This window comes from Cystobacter fuscus DSM 2262, assembly GCF_000335475.2.
Lineage (GTDB): Bacteria > Myxococcota > Myxococcia > Myxococcales > Myxococcaceae > Cystobacter > Cystobacter fuscus.
Genome location: NZ_ANAH02000023.1, coordinates 139,620 through 156,587, shown reverse-complemented (window position 1 = coordinate 156,587; position 16,968 = coordinate 139,620). Strand labels below are relative to the sequence as shown.

13 protein-coding genes are annotated in these 16,968 nt (G+C 69.8%); 12 read left to right on the top strand and 1 reads right to left on the bottom strand.

Annotated elements, in window-relative coordinates; genetic code table 11:
- Positions 1 to 26: 26 nt before the first annotated feature.
- From D187_RS32055 to D187_RS50670, 12 genes are all read left to right on the top strand, one after another.
- Positions 27 to 1,889, top strand: a complete 1,863-nt coding sequence (locus D187_RS32055) for an ABC transporter ATP-binding protein (protein WP_002624640.1) — start codon at positions 27 to 29, stop codon at positions 1,887 to 1,889.
- 74 nt (positions 1,890 to 1,963) lie between these two features.
- Positions 1,964 to 3,289 (top strand): JmjC domain-containing protein, encoded by a 1,326-nt coding sequence (locus tag D187_RS50675; RefSeq protein WP_002624639.1) that lies wholly within the window; start codon positions 1,964 to 1,966, stop codon positions 3,287 to 3,289.
- An 11-nt stretch (positions 3,290 to 3,300) separates the two neighbouring features.
- Positions 3,301 to 5,988: a carboxypeptidase regulatory-like domain-containing protein gene (locus D187_RS32045; protein ID WP_076606265.1), complete on the top strand. Its 2,688-nt coding sequence runs from the start codon at positions 3,301 to 3,303 to the stop codon at positions 5,986 to 5,988.
- On the top strand, positions 5,985 to 7,427 hold the full coding sequence (locus tag D187_RS32040) for a hypothetical protein (protein ID WP_043432389.1): 1,443 nt from the start codon (positions 5,985 to 5,987) through the stop codon (positions 7,425 to 7,427). The genes D187_RS32045 and D187_RS32040 overlap by 4 nt, the downstream gene beginning before the upstream one ends.
- 62 nt (positions 7,428 to 7,489) lie before the next feature.
- Positions 7,490 to 7,858, top strand: coding sequence for a carboxypeptidase-like regulatory domain-containing protein (locus D187_RS32035; RefSeq protein WP_002624635.1), 369 nt, complete (start codon positions 7,490 to 7,492; stop codon positions 7,856 to 7,858).
- Between the two features lie 68 nt (positions 7,859 to 7,926).
- The gene (gene rnhB, locus D187_RS32030) at positions 7,927 to 8,778 is read left to right on the top strand and encodes a ribonuclease HII (RefSeq protein WP_020918418.1); all 852 of its coding nucleotides are present in this window, start codon (positions 7,927 to 7,929) and stop codon (positions 8,776 to 8,778) included.
- Positions 8,775 to 9,407 carry a hypothetical protein gene (locus tag D187_RS32025; RefSeq protein WP_002624633.1) on the top strand — a complete coding sequence of 211 codons (633 nt, stop codon included), beginning with the start codon at positions 8,775 to 8,777 and terminating at the stop codon, positions 9,405 to 9,407. Before rnhB ends, D187_RS32025 begins: the two co-directional genes overlap by 4 nt.
- A gap of 119 nt (positions 9,408 to 9,526) precedes the next feature.
- Positions 9,527 to 9,853, top strand: coding sequence for a hypothetical protein (locus D187_RS32020; protein ID WP_002624632.1), 327 nt, complete (start codon positions 9,527 to 9,529; stop codon positions 9,851 to 9,853).
- Between the two features lie 189 nt (positions 9,854 to 10,042).
- Positions 10,043 to 11,260, top strand: coding sequence for a TolC family protein (locus D187_RS32015; RefSeq protein ID WP_245591874.1), 1,218 nt, complete (start codon positions 10,043 to 10,045; stop codon positions 11,258 to 11,260).
- Positions 11,257 to 12,468, top strand: a complete 1,212-nt coding sequence (locus tag D187_RS32010) for an efflux RND transporter periplasmic adaptor subunit (protein WP_002624630.1) — start codon at positions 11,257 to 11,259, stop codon at positions 12,466 to 12,468. Before D187_RS32015 ends, D187_RS32010 begins: the two co-directional genes overlap by 4 nt.
- A 15-nt stretch (positions 12,469 to 12,483) precedes the next feature.
- Positions 12,484 to 15,579, top strand: coding sequence for an efflux RND transporter permease subunit (locus tag D187_RS32005; RefSeq protein WP_002624629.1), 3,096 nt, complete (start codon positions 12,484 to 12,486; stop codon positions 15,577 to 15,579).
- A 79-nt stretch (positions 15,580 to 15,658) separates the two neighbouring features.
- Entirely contained in the window at positions 15,659 to 16,396 is a 738-nt protein-coding gene (locus D187_RS50670) for a hypothetical protein (protein ID WP_076606264.1), read from the top strand.
- 300 nt (positions 16,397 to 16,696) lie between these two features.
- Here D187_RS50670 and D187_RS58265 read toward each other — a convergent pair whose 3' ends face one another.
- Complete coding sequence (locus D187_RS58265; protein ID WP_245591873.1) at positions 16,697 to 16,924, bottom strand: hypothetical protein; 228 nt, start codon at positions 16,922 to 16,924, stop codon at positions 16,697 to 16,699.
- Positions 16,925 to 16,968 lie beyond the last annotated feature (44 nt).

Here is a 16,968-nt window from a genome sequence, read left to right as displayed (position 1 = left end):
GGAAGCCGCCCGGAAAGGGTTCGTTCTTGGCATCGACCGGAAGACCGCGCACGCAGGCACCGCTCACGCTCGCGTTCGTCTGGCGCGTGTTGCGGCTGGTGTGGAACACGGATCCACCCGGGACGCTCCTGGCCGCCGTGCTCCTCGTGGTGGGAGCCTGCATTCCCACGGGCCTCTTGTGGGCATCCAAGGGCGTGGTGGACGGAGTGGCGGCGGGCATCGCCCGGCCCTCGGAGGAGAACCTGTACCGCGTGCTGGGGTGGATCGGGCTGATGGCCCTGCTCGCGATCTCCCGTGAGCTGTTCCAGGCGCTCGCGGAGTACGTGAACGATGGACTGGGGCGCAAGGTCGAGGCCCAGGCCACGCTCTCGGTGCTCGCGAAGGCGGCATCGCTCGACCTGGCGCACTTCGACACCCCTCATTTCTACGACCAGCTCGAGAAGGCGACGCGCGAGGTGGGCTTCCGCCCCATGGTGCTGTACCGGGAGACGCTCCGGGGGATGCAGTCCCTGGCGACCCTGGTGGCCCAGGGGGTGCTCGTGGTGGGCCTCTTCCCGGCGGCCCTGGCGATCGTGCTGCTGGCGTGCATTCCCGAGATGCGGTTCCAATTCCGCGGGGTCGCGCGCAAGTTCGGGTTGATGGACATGCGCAGTCCATCGGGCCGCCGCCTCGCCTACTACCAGGGCATTCTCACCGACGGCACGCTCGCCAAGGAGATGCGTGTGTTCGGCGTGGCGCCCTGGCTGCTGGAGCACATGCGGGAGCGGTTGAAGACATTCCTCACGGAAGACCGCGCGCTCGCCTCGCAGAACGCGCGCCTGGGACTCGGAGGGCGTGTCCTGTCCCGGGTCGCCTATTACGGCGCCTATGGGGCGCTGGCGCTGGAAGCACTCGGCGGACGGATGTCCCTGGGCACGCTGACCATGGGGGTGGCGGCCCTCCAGACGCTCCAGATCCACCTGTCCTCGGTGCTGATGTCCTTGTCGAGCGCGTTCGAGCACAACCTGTTCCTGAGCCGCTATTTCGAGTTCCTGCGGCTCCAGCCCACGCTGCAGGACCGGGCCCCCCGTGTCCCCCTCCCCCGGGACATCCACCACGAGGTGGAACTGCGCCAGGTGGGCTTCCGCTACCCGGGAGCCGAGCAACCCACGCTGCACGACATCAACCTGCGCCTGCGACCCGGCGAGGTGGTCTCCATCGTGGGAGAAAATGGCTCCGGCAAGACGACACTCGTGAAGCTGCTGGCCCGGCTCTACGATCCCTCCGAAGGGGTGATGACCCTCAACGGCACGGATCTGCGCCAGTTCGATCCCGACGAATACCGCTCGCTCGTGAGCGTGGTGTGGCAGGACTTCGCGCGCTTCGAGCTCACCCTGAGAGACAACGTCCTGTTGGGCAACGAGGCCCGCGCCGACCAGCTCGAGGCGGCCCTGCACGCCGCGGGCCTGGACGACGTGGTGGCGGGACTGCCCCATGGCGTGAACACGATGCTCGGTCGCGCGTTCGAGGACGGCGTTCAACTCTCCTCCGGCCAGTGGCAGCGGATCGCCGTGGCGCGCGCCTTCGTCCGAGCGGCGCCACTGCTCATCCTCGACGAGCCCTCCTCCGCCCTGGACGCGCGCCAGGAGCACGACCTGTTCCACCGGCTCCGGGAATTGGGGCGTGGCCGCGCCGTCGTCTTCATCACCCACCGGCTGTCATCGACACGCGTGGCGGATCGCATCGTGGTGCTCGACAAGGGAAGAATCGTCGAGCAGGGCGATCACGAATCGCTCCTGCGGGCGGAGGGCACCTATGCCCGGCTGTTCCGGCTGCAGGCCTCCCCCTATGTCGACGACCTCGAACCGCGGGAGACCCCCGCGGAGCCCATGCTGCGCACCCTGGGTTGATGCTAGGCTGGCTCGCCTCCCCCTCGAGGGGAAACTCCACTGCGTCGATCCTCTTTCACGCATGAGGTGGTTTCATGAGCATGAGCAACGCTTCGGGCAAGGAACTCGCGGAGTTCCTGTACCCGGTCAGCCCGAAGGAGTTCCTTTCCGAGTACTGGGAGAAGAAGCCCCTCTACGTCCGAGGAACGCCCACCAAGTTCGCCCGGCTCTTCGATCGGGAGCGGTTCGACCGGGCCATCTTGCGCGTGGGCTTCGACAAGCGGAAGCCCGGGCCCTTCTCGCTCCGAGCGCTGTGGCGCAACCGCCACGACCTCCAGGCGGGCATCGAGATCGAACCGACCCAGGTCCGCGAGGCGCTCGCCTCCCGGACCACCGTCTGCGTCAATGACATCACCGCGGGAGACGCGGCGCTCGCGGAGTTCGCCGCGCACATCAAGCGCCAGATGAACCTGGCCACGCCGGTGCGCTTCAACTGCTACCTCTCCCCGGATGGAGAGGGTCTGGACACCCACTACGACGCGCGCCATGCGACGATCATCCAGATCTCCGGCAGCAAGCGTTGGCTGTACTCGCGGCTTCCCGCGACGAACTACCCGCTCGCCAATGCGCTCGTCCAGAAGGACGGTCAGATCCGGCACGGTGAGCACAACAACAGACGGCAGAAGCTGGACGTGCCCACCCCGGACGAGAGCCAGTTCGAAGAGGTGCTGCTCGAGCCCGGAGATCTGCTCTACCTGCCGCCCGGCACGTGGCACAACGCGAAGGCCAGCGGGGAGTCGCTCGCGCTCAACATGGCCTTCGAGACGATCGGCATGCTGCAGGTGCTCTTCCCGGAACTCGAGCGCATGCTCAGCGAGAAGCTGGAGTGGCGCGCCATCCTGCCCGCCACTCCCCTGGAGCAGACGCGGCCCGGTGAAGTCCCCCTGGAGGTGGAGCAGTTCATCACCGCGCGCCTGGGCGAGCTGCGTGACATGCTCGGCAAGCTGTCCTCCCGCGGGGTCGAGCTGGAGCGCATCTGGCGGCGCGCGGTCACCAGCAGTCCCTACGTCTCGCTGGACGGCCAGGCACCCACCTCGCCCCTGAAACCGGAGGATGTGCTGGTGCGCACCGAACCCTACCCCCTCCCCTATGTGAGGCGGCCCGGACCGGACGGGACTCAGTTCGTGTATGTCTATGGCTGCAATACCGAGGTGCTCCTGCCCGGTGATGCGTTGTCACTCGTGCGCGGCATCGCGGCCCGCCAGCGCTTCACCGTGGCCGAGGTGGAGCAGTGGGGAGACATCTCCTTGAAGCAGGGCATCGAGGTGCTCGACATCCTGCTGACACGGGGGCTGCTGCGCCGCGAGGGCGAACAGGTCACCGCTCCGGTCGTGGGTCCAACCCCCGCGGATCACGTCTGACGAAGAACAGCATGGCACGCGGACGACCCCTCTTGGTGGCGCTCGGAGTGATGCTCCTGGCCGGGCTTGCCCTGTGGATGGCCTTCCAGCACGAACCCGCCGCGCCGGAGCGACCCACCGCCGAGCGCGCACGGGGGAAGGAAAGGCCACGGACCGAGCCCAGCCAGGCCGCCGCACGCCCCTCGACGACAGGGGGCTGCGCGGTGTCTGGACGGGTGGGCACGACGTCTGGCCAGGCGCTCGTGGGCGCCACGGTCAGCGCCACCCCCCAACAGGCCACGGGAGAGCCCTCGCTGGCCCGGGCGGATGAACAGGGCCGCTGGGCACTGTGTCAACTGCCCGGGGGGAGATATGCCCTGTCGGCCACCGCTCCTGGCCACCGGCCGACGCAGCGGCTCCTCGACGTCTCTCCACTCGAGTCTCCCCAGACGGTGGACTTCCAGTTGCAGACAGGCGGAGTCGAGCTCCGGGGCAAGGTGCTGGATGTCGGCGGAGGGCCCGTCGCCGGCGCGCGAGTCGTCGCCGTCGAGCAGGTACCCGCGCCCGAGTTCGGCCGCACGGGCCCCCGGCCCGCGGCATGGACGGACGCGAACGGGCAATACCAGCTCTGGCTCGACGCGGGCGTCTATGGCCTCACGGCGTCCCATCCGGACTACACGGACGGAGCCGCGACGATCCGGATGGAGAGCGTCCCCCGCCAACAGGACTTCCTGCTCACGCCCGCGGCGTCCATCCAGGGCAGGGTCCTCACCCGCGAGGGGGCTTATCCCGTCGCCGGGGCGAGAGTGAGCTGGTCGCTGGCGAGCGACAACCCCCAGGGCAGCTTCTCCCTGGATGCGGACCTGCCTCCGGCGGTCCTCACCGACGCCTCCGGCGGCTTCGTCCTCCGGCAACTGCCCTCGGGAAGGGTGCGTTTGCGCGCCACCAGCACCGGCTTCATGTCCGAGCCGGTCTCGGTCGACCTGGGCATCGCCGCGCAGGTGCGGGACATCGTGCTGCTCGTCGACCGCGCCCTGAGCATCTCCGGGCAGGTGGTCCAGAAAGGCACTGGCACCCCCGTGGCCGGCGCCCACGTGTCCGCCCTGCACACGGAGACCCAGGAGTCGGCCCGGGAGTCCACTCCCTCGGACGAGCAGGGCTCGTTCCAGCTCCTGGTTCCGGGGACCGGGCGCTACCGGCTCATCACCACGGGTGGAAACTTCGTGCCACGGCTCCTCAGTCCGATGGTCACGGTCAAGGACACCTCCGTCACGGACGTGCGCGTCGAGGTGGACACCGGAGCCACGGTGCGCGGACACGTGGAGCCGGCGGCGGAAGCGTGGATCACCATCGAGCCACGCCGCGAGGCCGCTCAGGGCGCCATCCTCACGGCGATGACCGTCTTCAACCTGCGGACCCGCTCCACGAGGGAAGGCGCGTTCGAGCTGAGCGGCGTTCCGCCAGGCGCGTTCACCCTGGTGGCCACCACGCTCGAGGGAGAACGGGGCAGCGCACCGGTGGACGTCGGAAGTGGAGATCCCGAGCACACCCGCATCCAGCTCTCGCCAGGAGGACGTATCGAGGGCCGGGTGGTGGACGAGCAGGGGCGCGCGGTCCGCAACGTGGCGATCCGCGCCGTCGCGGAGTCCCGTGGCCAGGGTTTCGAGGGCCGGCTGCCCGCGGGCATTACCGGAGGCATGGCGGAGGAGGACGGCCACTTCAAGTTGGCGGGCCTGGCGGCGGCCACCTACCACCTCGAGGCGGAGGACTCCACCGGAGCGCTGGAAGTGCGCGCTCCCGCCGCGGGTGGCCGCCTCCTCCTGGCCGCCGGGCAACAGCTCACCGGACTGACCGTCGTCGTCGAGAGCCGCGGCTGTGGAGTGCTCGGAAGGATTCAGGCCTCTTCCGGAGGCGCCCAACCGGACGCCTGGGTCAGCGTGAGTCCATCAGCCGCCGCCGGGCGCCCCGCGCCAGAGCCGGCGCGCGTGACGCTCAGCGGCCCCGACGGCTCCTTCCAGATCGACCAGCTGCGCTGCGGCGCCTACGAGATCGCGGGCTTCGCTCCCGAGACAGGAGAACAGGGCCGAGTGCGAAGCGAGCTCCGGCAGGGCCGTCAGGAGCGGCTCGAGGTCCGGCTGGTTCCGGGACTGAAGCTGCGCGGGAGCGTCCGGCGGGCGGGGAGTCCCGTGCGCCAGTTCGTCCTCACCGCCCAGGGGCCCTCGCAGTACCAGGTCCAGGGCAAGGATGGGTCCGGCGAGTTCAGCATCCCCGGGGTCGTGCCTGGCCGGTACTCGATTGGAGTGACATCGGACGAGGGAAGCGCGCTGCGCACCGTGGAGGTGGGAGTCGGCTCCGCACCGGTGGAACTCGAGCTGGTGCCGTGGGGCTCCGTATCGGGCACGGTGCTCGATGCGACGACGCACCAGCCACTGCGGGGCTATGACGTCCTCGTCAAATCCGAGTCCGGGGTGAGTACCTTCGACAACGTGCTCGCGTTGATCAGCCGCGACGGTCCGCGCACCGACGCGCAGGGGCGCTTCGTCGTGCAACGGCTTCCCTCCGGACCCAACCGGCTCCTGGTCATCAGCGGTTCGGCCGAGCGCTTCCAGATACTCGCCAGTCGCACCTTCTCACTGCAGCCAGGCGAGCAATTCCAACTGGGCGTGCTGGAGGCATCCCAGACGACGACACCCGCGCCCGCCGCGGGGGGCAACCCTTGAGCCCGCGGAGCCCACCGCCCGCCCGCTGCGAACGCCACCCCACCGCCACCGCCGGCTGGCGCTGCGTGGGATGTGCCTCCTTCCTCTGTCCGGAGTGCGTCGAGGCCCGGCGCGTCTCCACCGTGGACCTGATCGCCTGCCGCGCCTGCGGAGAACGGGCCGAGACGCTGCTCGTCCATCGCTCGCGGCAACAGCCGCTCGCGGAGCGGATGCGCACCTCGGTGCGCTACCTGCTCAACCGCCACACCCTGGCCATGCTCCTGGCCGTCGGGACGATCCTCACGCTGCTGACCTTCCTCACCCGGGCATCGTTCATCCTCGCGCGGCTGGCCCCGGCGGTGATGCTGTCCGGCGTCTTCTGGGGCTGCTTCTTCGCCGTCCTCCGGGCAAGCGCCCGGGGCGAGACCGACCTCCCCCTGCCCGAGTACAACGATCTCCTCTCCGACTGGCTCCTGCCCTCGCTGCGCGGCCTCGTCGCCACCAGCGCCGTGTGGCTCCCCTTCGGCGTCTACCTCGTCTCCTTCAGCGGCTGGGATGCGCACGCGTACATCGTGCGCCTGTCCGACGATCCCATGTTCTACGCGACGGGCACCTTCCACGCCCTGCCCTGGGAGCAATTGCGCGAGGACGCCATCGTGTGGGTGCTGGGACTGGCCGGCCTCGTCTACCTGCCCATGGGCCTCATCCAGGGGGCCATCGGCGCCCCCTTCCTGGAGATGCTCAACCCCGTACGAGGCGTGCGCGCCATGCTGCGCCTCGGGGGCGACTACATCACCACGCTGGGCGTCCTGTTCGTCCTGGGGCTCGCGGGGCTGGTGACGTACGCCCTCGGCGCGAGCGTGCGCGCCCTGGACCTGGGGCTGCTGACGCGCTGGCTCGCCGAGCTCATCGAGCTGCCCGTCCCCCTGTTGATGGCGCACGTGCTCGGGCTGCTGCTCTACACCCGGGGAGATGCCCTCGGGTACGGGACGCCCGCCGAGTACTTCACCCCCGTGCTGCCCGGCGCGGCCCCGAGCACCACCCTGCGCGTGGAGGCCCCGAGCCTGCCCGCGGCGGAGAGTGCCCCTCCCCTCGAGCTGCGCATCCAGGAGCTGACCCAGGCCGTCAGCACCCGCGACATCCCCCGCGCCCTCGCGCTTTACGCCGAGTTGCACTTCCTGCCCCGCGCCGCACTCCCCCCCGCGGTGCACCTCTTCGTCGGACAGGCGGCGGCGAGCCAGCAGGAGCATGCCCTCGCGGTGCGCGCGCTGGAGGCCGCCGCGGACTCCGCCCCGGAGGATCCGCTCGCCCCCCGCGCCCTGGTGCTCCTGGCGCGCGTGCTCGGCGAGCGCATGCAGGAGCCGGGGCGGGCCCAGGAGGTCTACCGCTACATTGTCGAGCGCTACCCGGACACGGACGCCTCGCGCTTCGCCCGGGTCCGACTTCCGCCCACCTCCTGACAGGTCCGCTTGCGCCCGGCCCCGTGCGTGCGCACTCCCTGTCCATGCACCGAGCACGTGCCATGTGGATGGTTTTGGGCCTCGCGCACCTCTCCGCCTGCGACGGGGGGCTGCGAGTGCCCAACCCCGAGAGAGACCCCTGTACCGAGGAGCTCGTCACGCTGCGCGTGGAGGTGGTGGACGCCCAGGGGGGCCTGGTGGGCGGCGCCGTCGTCACGGCCACCCACACGGACACGGGCCACTCCGTCACCAGCACCACGAGTGAGCGGGGCGTCACCACGGCGGTGAACGAGGACATCGGCCCGGGCCGGGTGCGGCTGACGGCCCTCGCCGGAACCCGGCCCAGCGACTCGGCCGAGGTGGTGTGGACGTGCGATGAGTGCCACTGCCACCCCGAGCCCAGCTCGGTCCAGTTGCACCTGCGCCCCTGAGCCCTCGGGGGGCCGGTTCCTTCAACGGCATTTGTTCCGGACCGCGTGACTCGCTAGGTTCGGATGTCATGTCGAGCATCCAAGATCTCCTGTGTTGTTCCGTGGCGGAGTTGACCGAGCGGTTCGTCACCCAGTCCCGTTCCATTCCCCAAGGACTGCTGGAGGCCCTGGAGGCGGACACCCGACAGGGCGCCCGCGCGCTCGCCCGCCGTCTGCGCCAGCAGCAGGGGAGGAACCGCTCGGAAGGCCAGCGCCTGCGCCACCTGCTGCGCTTCGAGACGGAGCTGTGGGAGCAGGGCCATCTGCACGTGGCGGGCGTGGACGAGGCCGGCCGGGGCCCGCTCGCCGGACCCGTGGTCGCCGCGGCGGCCATCCTCCCGCGGGGCTGGAAGCTCGAGGGGCTGGACGACTCGAAGAAGATCGCCGACGAGTCACGCCGGGATGAGATGGCGGAGGCCATCAAGCAGGGCGCGGTGGCGTGGGCCGTGGGACAGGCGGAGCCCGAGGAGATCGATCGGCTCAACATCCGCCGGGCGAGCCTGCTCGCGATGCACCGGGCGCTCCAGGGCCTGGGCATCCAGCCCTCGTTCGTCCTGCTGGACGCCTTCACCATCCCCGAGTGCACGCTGCCCCAACGCGGCATCATCAAGGGCGATGCCCTGTCGCTGAGCATCGCGGCGGCGTCGGTGCTGGCGAAGACGACGCGCGACCGGACGATGCGGGAGCTGGACACGCTCTATCCAGGCTATGGGCTCGCCGAGCACAAGGGCTATCCCACGGCCTCGCACGTCCAGGCCATCCACGAGCGGGGCGTGCTGCCCATCCACCGCCGCAGCTTCGCGCCCGTGCGGGAGGCCCTCGGCCTGCCCGTGCCTCCTTCCCCTCAAGGCGAACTCTTCCCAGGACCAGATCCAAGATGAGCGCGGACCGAGACATCGACGGTTGGTTCGCCGAGCGGGGCATCACCTCGGCGACGTCCCGGAGCCGGGCCCGGGCGATTCTGGAGGAGGCGGGCCTCACCCGCCCAGGCAAGACGCGCCTGAGTGAACCCAAGCTGCCCCGGGCCGAGCAGCTCCTCCTCGAGCGCTTCTACCGCGTGTGCACCGCCGCGGAGTGCCAGCAGTCGGCACGGGCCAGCGGCCGGGAGCCCCTGCCAGTGGAACCCCGAAGCCACTGCGAGCACTGTGGCGGCTCGAACAACCACCGGGCCGAGGTGGCCTTCCTCCAGACGTGCCACCAGCACGCGGTGCGCCGGGTGGTGGTGGTGGGCGGCTCGCCCGCGGTGCGCGAGGAGCTGAAGGACAAGCTCGGTGGCCAGTTGGAGCTGCGCGTGGTGGATGGCACCGAGCGGCGCACGGGCACCCAGGCCCAGAGCGATCTGGAATGGGCGGACCTGGTGCTCATCTGGGGCGCCACGGAGCTGCACCACAAGGTGAGCACCCACTACACCCAGCCGGGCACACCCCATCGGCACAAGGTGGTTCACGTCGTGCGGCGGGGCGTGGCCGCGCTGCTCGACGCGGGCATCACCCACCTGAAGCAGCGCTGAACACACGCGAGCGCCCTCGCCCCCGCGTGTCCGTCCCCATTGACGGGCCGGACACAGTCGGGGGCGGGAGGACGGCGAGGCGGTTGCGACGCAGCGTCACATGCGCTACGTCCCCCGGTGTGCTGCGTCTGCTCCTCGTGCTCGCGCTGATCAACGGCCTGGTGCCCGCCTTTGGCGAGGCGCTGGAGCTGGTCGCCGACTACGCGGTGTCCGGCCATGTGGCGCACCTGGAGCCGTTCCAGGCGGATCAGCAGTCGGGCGACGAGCACGGATGCGGCCCCACCGAGCACCACTGCCGGTGCTGTGCGAGCCAGTCCCTGCTGCCCACGGCGATGCTCGGCCTGGTGTTGCTCGACGTCCGGGAATCGCCCCGCACGCCCTTCGTGCACGAGGCCGTGGCCGAGCGGCCCGGTGTGCGGCTCTTGAGGCCCCCCATCCGCGCGTGAGCCCCGGGCTTCGAGTCACTCGTCCGTTGAGCTGAACCGCACGTCGAGGCGAACCGAGGCCCCGGAGGAACCGTCCTCCCCGGGAAGAGGTGCCGGACCCCTGGTCCGCGCGCCCCCGTCTTCCCGTGGAGGTTTCCCGCCGTTGGGTTTCCCTCTCCTGGCCTCGCTGGTGCCACCGTGCTCTCCCCCTTGTCCCTGACGTTTTGCCTGTTCCTCCAGTCCGCTCCCGCGCCCCACCCGTTGACCGTGGAGGAGTCGGTGGCAATCGCGCTCGAACACAGTCCCCGCCTCATCTCCGCCCGGGCCGAGGCGGCCAGTGCCCAGGCCCGTCTGGAAGGCGCCTCGCTGCTCGCCCAGGAGAATCCCCAACTGCAGGGCGCCGTGGGGCCCCGGTGGAGACAAGCCGGGGAGAGCCCCGCCCCGAGCCTTGATGTCTCCCTGGGCGTGAGCCAGCGGCTCGAGCTGCTCGGCCAGCGGGGCGCCCGTCGGGATGCGGCGGCGGCCCAGCTCGCCGCGAGCGAGGCACGGCTCCAGGCACTCCGCGTCACCGTGGCCGCCGAGGTGCGCGGCGCCTTCGCCCGGCTGCTGGCGGCCGAGCAGGAGCTGCGCCTGGATGACGAGGGACGGCTGCTCGCGGAACAAGCGCTGAGGGCCGCCGAGGAGCGGCTGACGGCGGGAGCCGCCTCGCGCATCGAGGTGAATACCGCGCGGGTGGAGATGGGCCGGGCCGCGCACGAGCGCGTGCTGTCGGCGAGGCGCCGGAGCCTGGCGCTCGCGGAGCTGCGCCTGCTGCTGGGGCTGGAGCCCACCGAGACCCCTCGACTGTCGGAAGACTGGAAGCCCGATGACGCCGAGCCCCCCCCGCTCGAGGCCCTGATGGAGCGGGCGCTGGCGCAACGGGCCGAGGTGAAGACCGCGCGCGCCGAGCTGGACGCGGCGCGCGCCGAGGTGACGCTCGCCTCGCGCGAGGCGCTACCCGTCCCGCGCCTGGGCGCCAGCTACTCGCGCGAGGAAGACGCCCACATCGTCCAGGGGACGCTGGGCATCGAGCTGCCGCTCTTCAACCGCAACCAGGCAGCCCTGGGCCTTGGCGCCGCGCGACAGCACCAGGCCCAGGCCACGCTCGAGGCCACGGAGCGGATGGTGCGCTCGGAGGTAGCCCTGGCCCTGGAGCGCTACCAGAACGCGCGCGCCGCGATGGCCGTGTATGGCGCGGACGTGCTGGAGGCGCTCCAGCAGAACCTCGCGCTCGTCAACGAGGCGTACCGGGCGGGCAAGGTGGACTTCTTCCAACTGCTCGTCATCCGCCGGGACGCGCTCGACGCCCGGCGCGGCTCCATCGATGCGCTCGCGGAGCTGCTCATCGCCGAGGCCCAGCTCCAGAGCGCGCTCGGAGGCCAGCCATGAAGGCGCGCACACTGATGGGCGTGCTCCTGGTGTGGCTCGGGACGGGCTGCTCGAAGCCCTCGGGAGGCCACCCGCCCGAGGAGGGCGCGGCGCACGCCGGAGAGGAGCACTCCGCCGGGGAGGAGCACGGCGAGCAGGTGGTGCGGCTCACGCCCGAGGCGATGCGCTCGGCGCGGATTCAAACGCGAGAGGTCCAGAGCAAGCCGTTGTCGGTGGGGCTCACCGCGCCGGCGCGGGTGTCCTTCACGCAGCGGGGCGTGGCACAGGTGGCCGCGCGGGTGCCGGGGCGGCTGTCGAGCATCGAGGTGAACCTGGGGCAGCGGGTGAAGAAGGGCCAGGTGCTGGCGTACCTGGAGAGCCCGGAGCTGGGGCGGGCGCGGGCGGACTACCTGTCGGCGGCGACGAAGGCCCGGGTGGCCGAGGACAACTACCGCCGCGAGAAGGAGTTGCTCGACAAGGGCATCACCAGCGAGCGGGAGATGCGCGAGGCGGAGAGCACGTTCGTGACGGCGCAGGCCGAGCGCAACGCGGTGGATGGACGGCTGCATGCGCTGGGCCTGTCCGACGGGGAGATCGCCGCCCTGCGCGGCAACGAGCACTACAGCACGCGCCTGGCGGCCCCCAGCCCGCTGGACGGCACGGTGGTGGAGATCACCGGCACCGTGGGCCAGGCGGTGGAGGCCACCACGACGCTCTTCACCGTGGGGGATCTCTCCACGTTGTGGGTGCTGCTGGACGTGACCGAGGTGCGGGTGTCGGAGGTGAAGACGGGGCAGCGCGTGGACATCACGGTCGCGGCGCTGCCGGGCCGGCGCTTCCAGGGACGGGTGGAGTACGTGGGGGACATCATCCACGAGAAGACGCGCACGGTGCCGGTGCGTGTGGGGGTGGACAACCAGGACGGAGCGCTCAAGCCCGGCATGTTCGCCCAGGCGGAGATCGCCACGGACCCGGGAGATCCCACCGCGCCCCCGCGGCTCGTCGTGCCGCGCGAGGCGGTGCAGAAGCTGGGGACCCGGCAGGTCGTCTTCGTCCCGGAGGGGCCCGGAGCCTTCAGGCCGGTGGAGGTGCGCACGGGCCTCGGCTCCGGAACGGAGGTGGAGCTCGTCTCCGGCGTCGAGCCGGGCACGCCCGTCGTCACCCAGGGCGCCTTCATCCTCAAGTCCGAGCTCTCGCGCGAGAGCATGGGCGAGGGCCATTCCCACTAGGGAGGCGAGCGCACCATGTTCGATTCGCTCATCTCCTTTTCCCTGCGCAACCGCTTCCTCGTCTTCCTGCTGGCGGTGCTGCTCATCGGCTTCGGGCTGGACGCACTGCGCCGGCTCCCCATCGACGCCGTACCGGATGTCACCAACGTGCAGGTGCAGATCCTCACCTCGTCGCCGGGCCTGGGGCCGGTGGAGGTGGAGACGTTCATCACCCTGCCCGTCGAGGCCGCCATGGGCGGACTGCCCGACACGCTGGAGGTGCGCTCGCTCTCGCGCTTCGGCCTGTCCGTCGTCACCGTCGTCTTCCAGGACGGCGTGGACATCTACTTCGCGCGCCAGCTCGTCCAGGAGCGGCTCGTGTCCGCGCGAGAGAACATCCCCCACGGCTACGGCACGCCGGAGCTGGGGCCGCTCTCCTCGGGACTGGGGGAGATCTACCAGTTCGAGGTGAGGGGCGAGGGGGTCGACTCCATGGAGCTGCGCTCCATCCTGGAGTGGCAAGTCTCCCCCCGGCTGCGCTCGGTGCCGGGCGTCGTCGAGGTCAATGCCTTTGGCGGAGAACTCAAGACGTACGAGGTGCAGCTCGAGCCGGCGAAGCTCGTGGCGTATGGCCTGTCCTTGCAGCGCGTCTTCCAGGCGCTGGAGGAGAACAACGCCAACGCCGGAGGCGCATCCATCGCGCGGGGAGCCGAGCAGGTGCTCATCCGGGGCGAGGGACTCATCGAGTCGCTCGAGGACATCGGGGACATCGTGCTCACCACGTCTCCCCAGGGGACGCCGGTGCTCGTGAGGGACGTGGCCGAGGTGCGCTTCGCCCCCCAGGTGCGGCAGGGAGCCGTCACCCGGGACGGGCGGGGAGAGGCCGTCACCGGCATCGTGATGATGCGGCTGGGGGAGAACTCGCGCGAGGTGGTGGACCGCGTGAAGCAAGCCGTGGAGGCCATCCGCCCCACCCTGCCGCCGGGCATCGAGATCGACACCTTCTATGACCGCACGGATCTGGTGCGCAAGACGATCCACACGGTGGCGCGCAACCTCATCGAGGGAGGGCTGCTCGTCATCGTGGTGCTCTTCCTCATGTTGAGGAACCTGCGCGCGGGCCTCATCGTCGCGAGCGCCATTCCGCTGTGCATGCTGTGCGCGTTCATCGGCATGCGACAGCTCGGCATCTCGGGCAACCTGATGAGCCTGGGGGCCATCGACTTCGGGCTCATCGTGGATGGAGCGCTCATCATCACCGAGAACGCCGTGCGGCACCTGGCGCAACGCCACCGGGAGCTGGGCCGGCCCCTCACCCGGGAGGAGCGGGACGAGGTGGTGCATCGCTCGACGGTGGAGATCCGCGGCGCGGCGGCCTTCGGCGAGGTGATCATCGGCGTGGTGTACCTGCCCATCCTCACGCTGAGCGGAGTGGAGGGGAAGATGTTCCGGCCCATGGCCATCACCGTGCTGTGCGCCCTGGCGGGGGCCTTCGTGCTGTCGCTCACGCTGGTGCCCGCGCTCGCCTCCGTCTTCCTGCAACGCGACATGGAGGAGCGGGAGAGCGCGATCGTGCGCGCGGCGCGGCGCGTGTACGAACCGGCACTGGCCTGGTGCCTGGTACGACGCCAGAAGGTGGTGGCGATCGCCGCGGGCGTGCTGGCGTTGAGCCTCGCGCTGGTGCCGCTGCTGGGCACGGAGTTCATTCCCCGGCTGGACGAGGGAGCGCTGGCGCTCCAGGCGTGGCGCGTGCCCTCGGTGTCGCTGGAGGAGTCCGAGCGGCAGACGGGCATCATCGAGACGGTGCTCAAGCGCTTCCCCGAGGTCACCACCGTCGTCTCACGCACGGGGCGCGCGGAGATCGCCACGGATCCGATGGGGGTGGAGATCAGCGACATCTACGTGATGCTCAAGCCCCACGAGGAGTGGACGACGGCGGACACGCGCGAGGGCCTCATCGCCGCGATGCAGCGGGCACTGGGCAGGGAGGTGCCCGGCAATGTCTTCTCCTATTCACAGCCCATCGAGCTGCGCGTGAGCGAGCTGCTGTCCGGGGCCCGCTCGGACGTGGTGCTCAAGCTGTACGGCGAGGACATGGAGGAGCTGGAGCGGACGGGAAATCGGCTCGCGCACGCGCTGTCCCGGGTGCCGGGTGCCGCCGACGTGAAGGCCGAGCAGGTGGCGGGCCTGCCGGTGGCGCGGGTTCAAATCGACCGGCAGGCGCTCGCGCGTCACGGCATCAACGTCCGCCAGGTGCTCGACACCATCGAGACACTCGGGGGCAAGGAGGTGGGCACGGTGCTGGAGGGTCAGCGGAGGTATGCCTTGCAGGTGCGCTTCGCCGCCTCGGCCCGCCAGCACGTGGAGCAACTGGAGAGCCTCCCGGTGGCGGGTGACTCCGGGCAGCTCATTCCCCTGTCGCAGTTGGCGCGAGTGGTGGTGGAGGAAGGCCCCGCGCAGGTGAGCCGGGAGAACATGCAGCGGCGGATCTCCATCGAGGCCAACGTGCGAGGGAGGGATCTGGGAAGCTTCATGAACGAGGCCCAGGAGGTGGTGGGCCGCGAGGTGAAGCTGCCGCCCGGGTACTGGCTGGAGTGGGGAGGACAGTTCAAGAACCTGGAGTCCGCGACGAGCCGGCTCGTGCTCGTGGTGCCACTCACCCTGCTGCTCGTCTTCACGCTGCTGTACACGACGTTCAACGCGGTGCGCCCGGCGCTGCTCATCTCGCTCAACATCCCCTTCGCCGTCACGGGCGGGCTGCTGGCGCTGGGGGTGCGTGGCATGCCGCTGTCCATCTCGGCGGCGGTGGGCTTCATCGCGCTGTTCGGCGTGGCGGTGCTCAACGGGCTCGTGCTCGTGGCGGCCATCCGGCGGTCGCGCGAGGAGGGCCTGCCGCCGCTCGAGGCGATCCAGGAAGCGGCCCGGGTGCGGCTAAGGCCAGTGCTCACCACGGCGCTGGTGGCTTCGCTGGGCTTCTTGCCCATGGCGTTCGCGACCGGCGCGGGCGCCGAGTTGCAGAAGCCGCTGGCCACGGTCGTCATTGGCGGACTGCTCAGCGCCACGCTGCTCACGCTGCTGGTGCTGCCCACCGTCTATCCGTGGTTCGACACGGAGCCTTCCGCCGGAGACTGAAGGACCGGCCATGACTCCTTGAGTCTATACAGCGCCCCTACATCGCGAGTAGGAAGGGGAGAGCACAGGAGGCACGAACATGAGCGACACGCCAGATTGGAAGGGACGTCGTTTGGGCCCGTATCTGGTCGGAGAGCGGTTCCCGAACATCCCTGAGGATGAGGGCCGACTCCATGCAGCGCACCATGTGGAAACGGGCGAGCCCGCGCTGGTCTTGGTGCCGGGCGTCGGCGACGATTGGCGCACATCCACGCCTTGGAGCGCGGAGACCACCTACTTCGCCAGCCCGGAAGCCCTGGTGATTCACCCCAAGCGCATGGTCGGGACGAAGCAGCCGAGGTTCCACGAGCTGACCTTGGGCTACATCCGCCTGGCGGGCTCGCTGGCGCAACTCGATGAGCGGGAGGATGTGCGGGCTCACCTCATGCGCGAGCCCCGGCCCACCCGTTCCAGAAACCGGGCGACGCGCTGGGGACTCGCGGGTACGGGAGTAGCCGTGGCGGTAGGACTTGTTCTCCTGCTTTGGCCGCGCATGTCCACGCCTCCAGAGCTGCGCGACTCACCCGACGAGACTCCCGCCCTCATGAATCGACCGGGCCTCTCTTCGCCAGCCATCGCCTATCCGATGCCAGAGAAACCCTTGAAGGAACAGGCAAGGCCGCCCTGCATGCCGGAACTGGAAGTGGAGATCCGGGGCGGTTGCTGGATGCCCCATCGGAGTGATGCTCCCTGCCCGCGGGGAACAGCTGAGTACCAGGGGAAGTGCTACGTGGCGGTCAAGAAGCCGGACCCTCCGCCTACCTCCGTCCAGCCCTAACCTGCTGTCGGCGCATCATCGCGAGCGGCCCTCAGCCACTGCGAGAGCGTAGGCCGCGATACGTTCACCTGCTTGGACAAGGCCGAGACGCTCACCGCTGGCGGCTCCGGCATCCGCCTCACCAGCTATCACCTACTCGGAGTCATCTCCTGACTCGTCTGTTTCCTCCCCTTCCCCTTCAAGGGGTGCGCTCATGAACGTAAACCGCCCAGGCAATCGGACAACCATGAAACCCTTGCCAGCGATTCTGACGCGCTCTGCGTCCTCTGCCTTCCCGCTGGCCAGCCATTTGTCTGCCTCTTACCGTGTTGCAAACTCATGGGAGACTTTTAGCTTGAATGAGGGGTCATAAATGTCCCTGTAGAACCTGCGGAAGTCATCCTCTTTCCGGATGTGGCGGGGGTAGATCAATGCAATCTGCGCAAGCTCGATTGCGTCTCTCTCCGGTGATCCCTCTGGGTGCTTCTGGATGATTGAGTTGAGAATGTGGAGGACTGCATCCGTATCAAAATCTGGAATATAAGGCATGGTGACGCCAATTCTTTCGTTTTCGCAGGCCTAAATAGAAGTAA

Excerpts from the sequence above, each read along its gene's own strand:
- D187_RS50675 (WP_002624639.1), top strand. The coding sequence starts at position 1,964 with ATGAGCATGAGCAACGCTTCGGGCAAGGAACTCGCGGAGTTCCTGTAC.
- D187_RS32045 (WP_076606265.1), top strand. The coding sequence starts at position 3,301 with ATGGCACGCGGACGACCCCTCTTGGTGGCGCTCGGAGTGATGCTCCTG.
- D187_RS32035 (WP_002624635.1), top strand. The coding sequence starts at position 7,490 with ATGTGGATGGTTTTGGGCCTCGCGCACCTCTCCGCCTGCGACGGGGGG.
- rnhB (WP_020918418.1), top strand. The coding sequence starts at position 7,927 with ATGTCGAGCATCCAAGATCTCCTGTGTTGTTCCGTGGCGGAGTTGACC.
- D187_RS32025 (WP_002624633.1), top strand. The coding sequence starts at position 8,775 with ATGAGCGCGGACCGAGACATCGACGGTTGGTTCGCCGAGCGGGGCATC.
- D187_RS32010 (WP_002624630.1), top strand. The coding sequence starts at position 11,257 with ATGAAGGCGCGCACACTGATGGGCGTGCTCCTGGTGTGGCTCGGGACG.
- D187_RS32005 (WP_002624629.1), top strand. The coding sequence starts at position 12,484 with ATGTTCGATTCGCTCATCTCCTTTTCCCTGCGCAACCGCTTCCTCGTC.
- D187_RS50670 (WP_076606264.1), top strand. The coding sequence starts at position 15,659 with ATGAGCGACACGCCAGATTGGAAGGGACGTCGTTTGGGCCCGTATCTG.
- D187_RS58265 (WP_245591873.1), bottom strand. The coding sequence starts at position 16,924 with ATGCCTTATATTCCAGATTTTGATACGGATGCAGTCCTCCACATTCTC.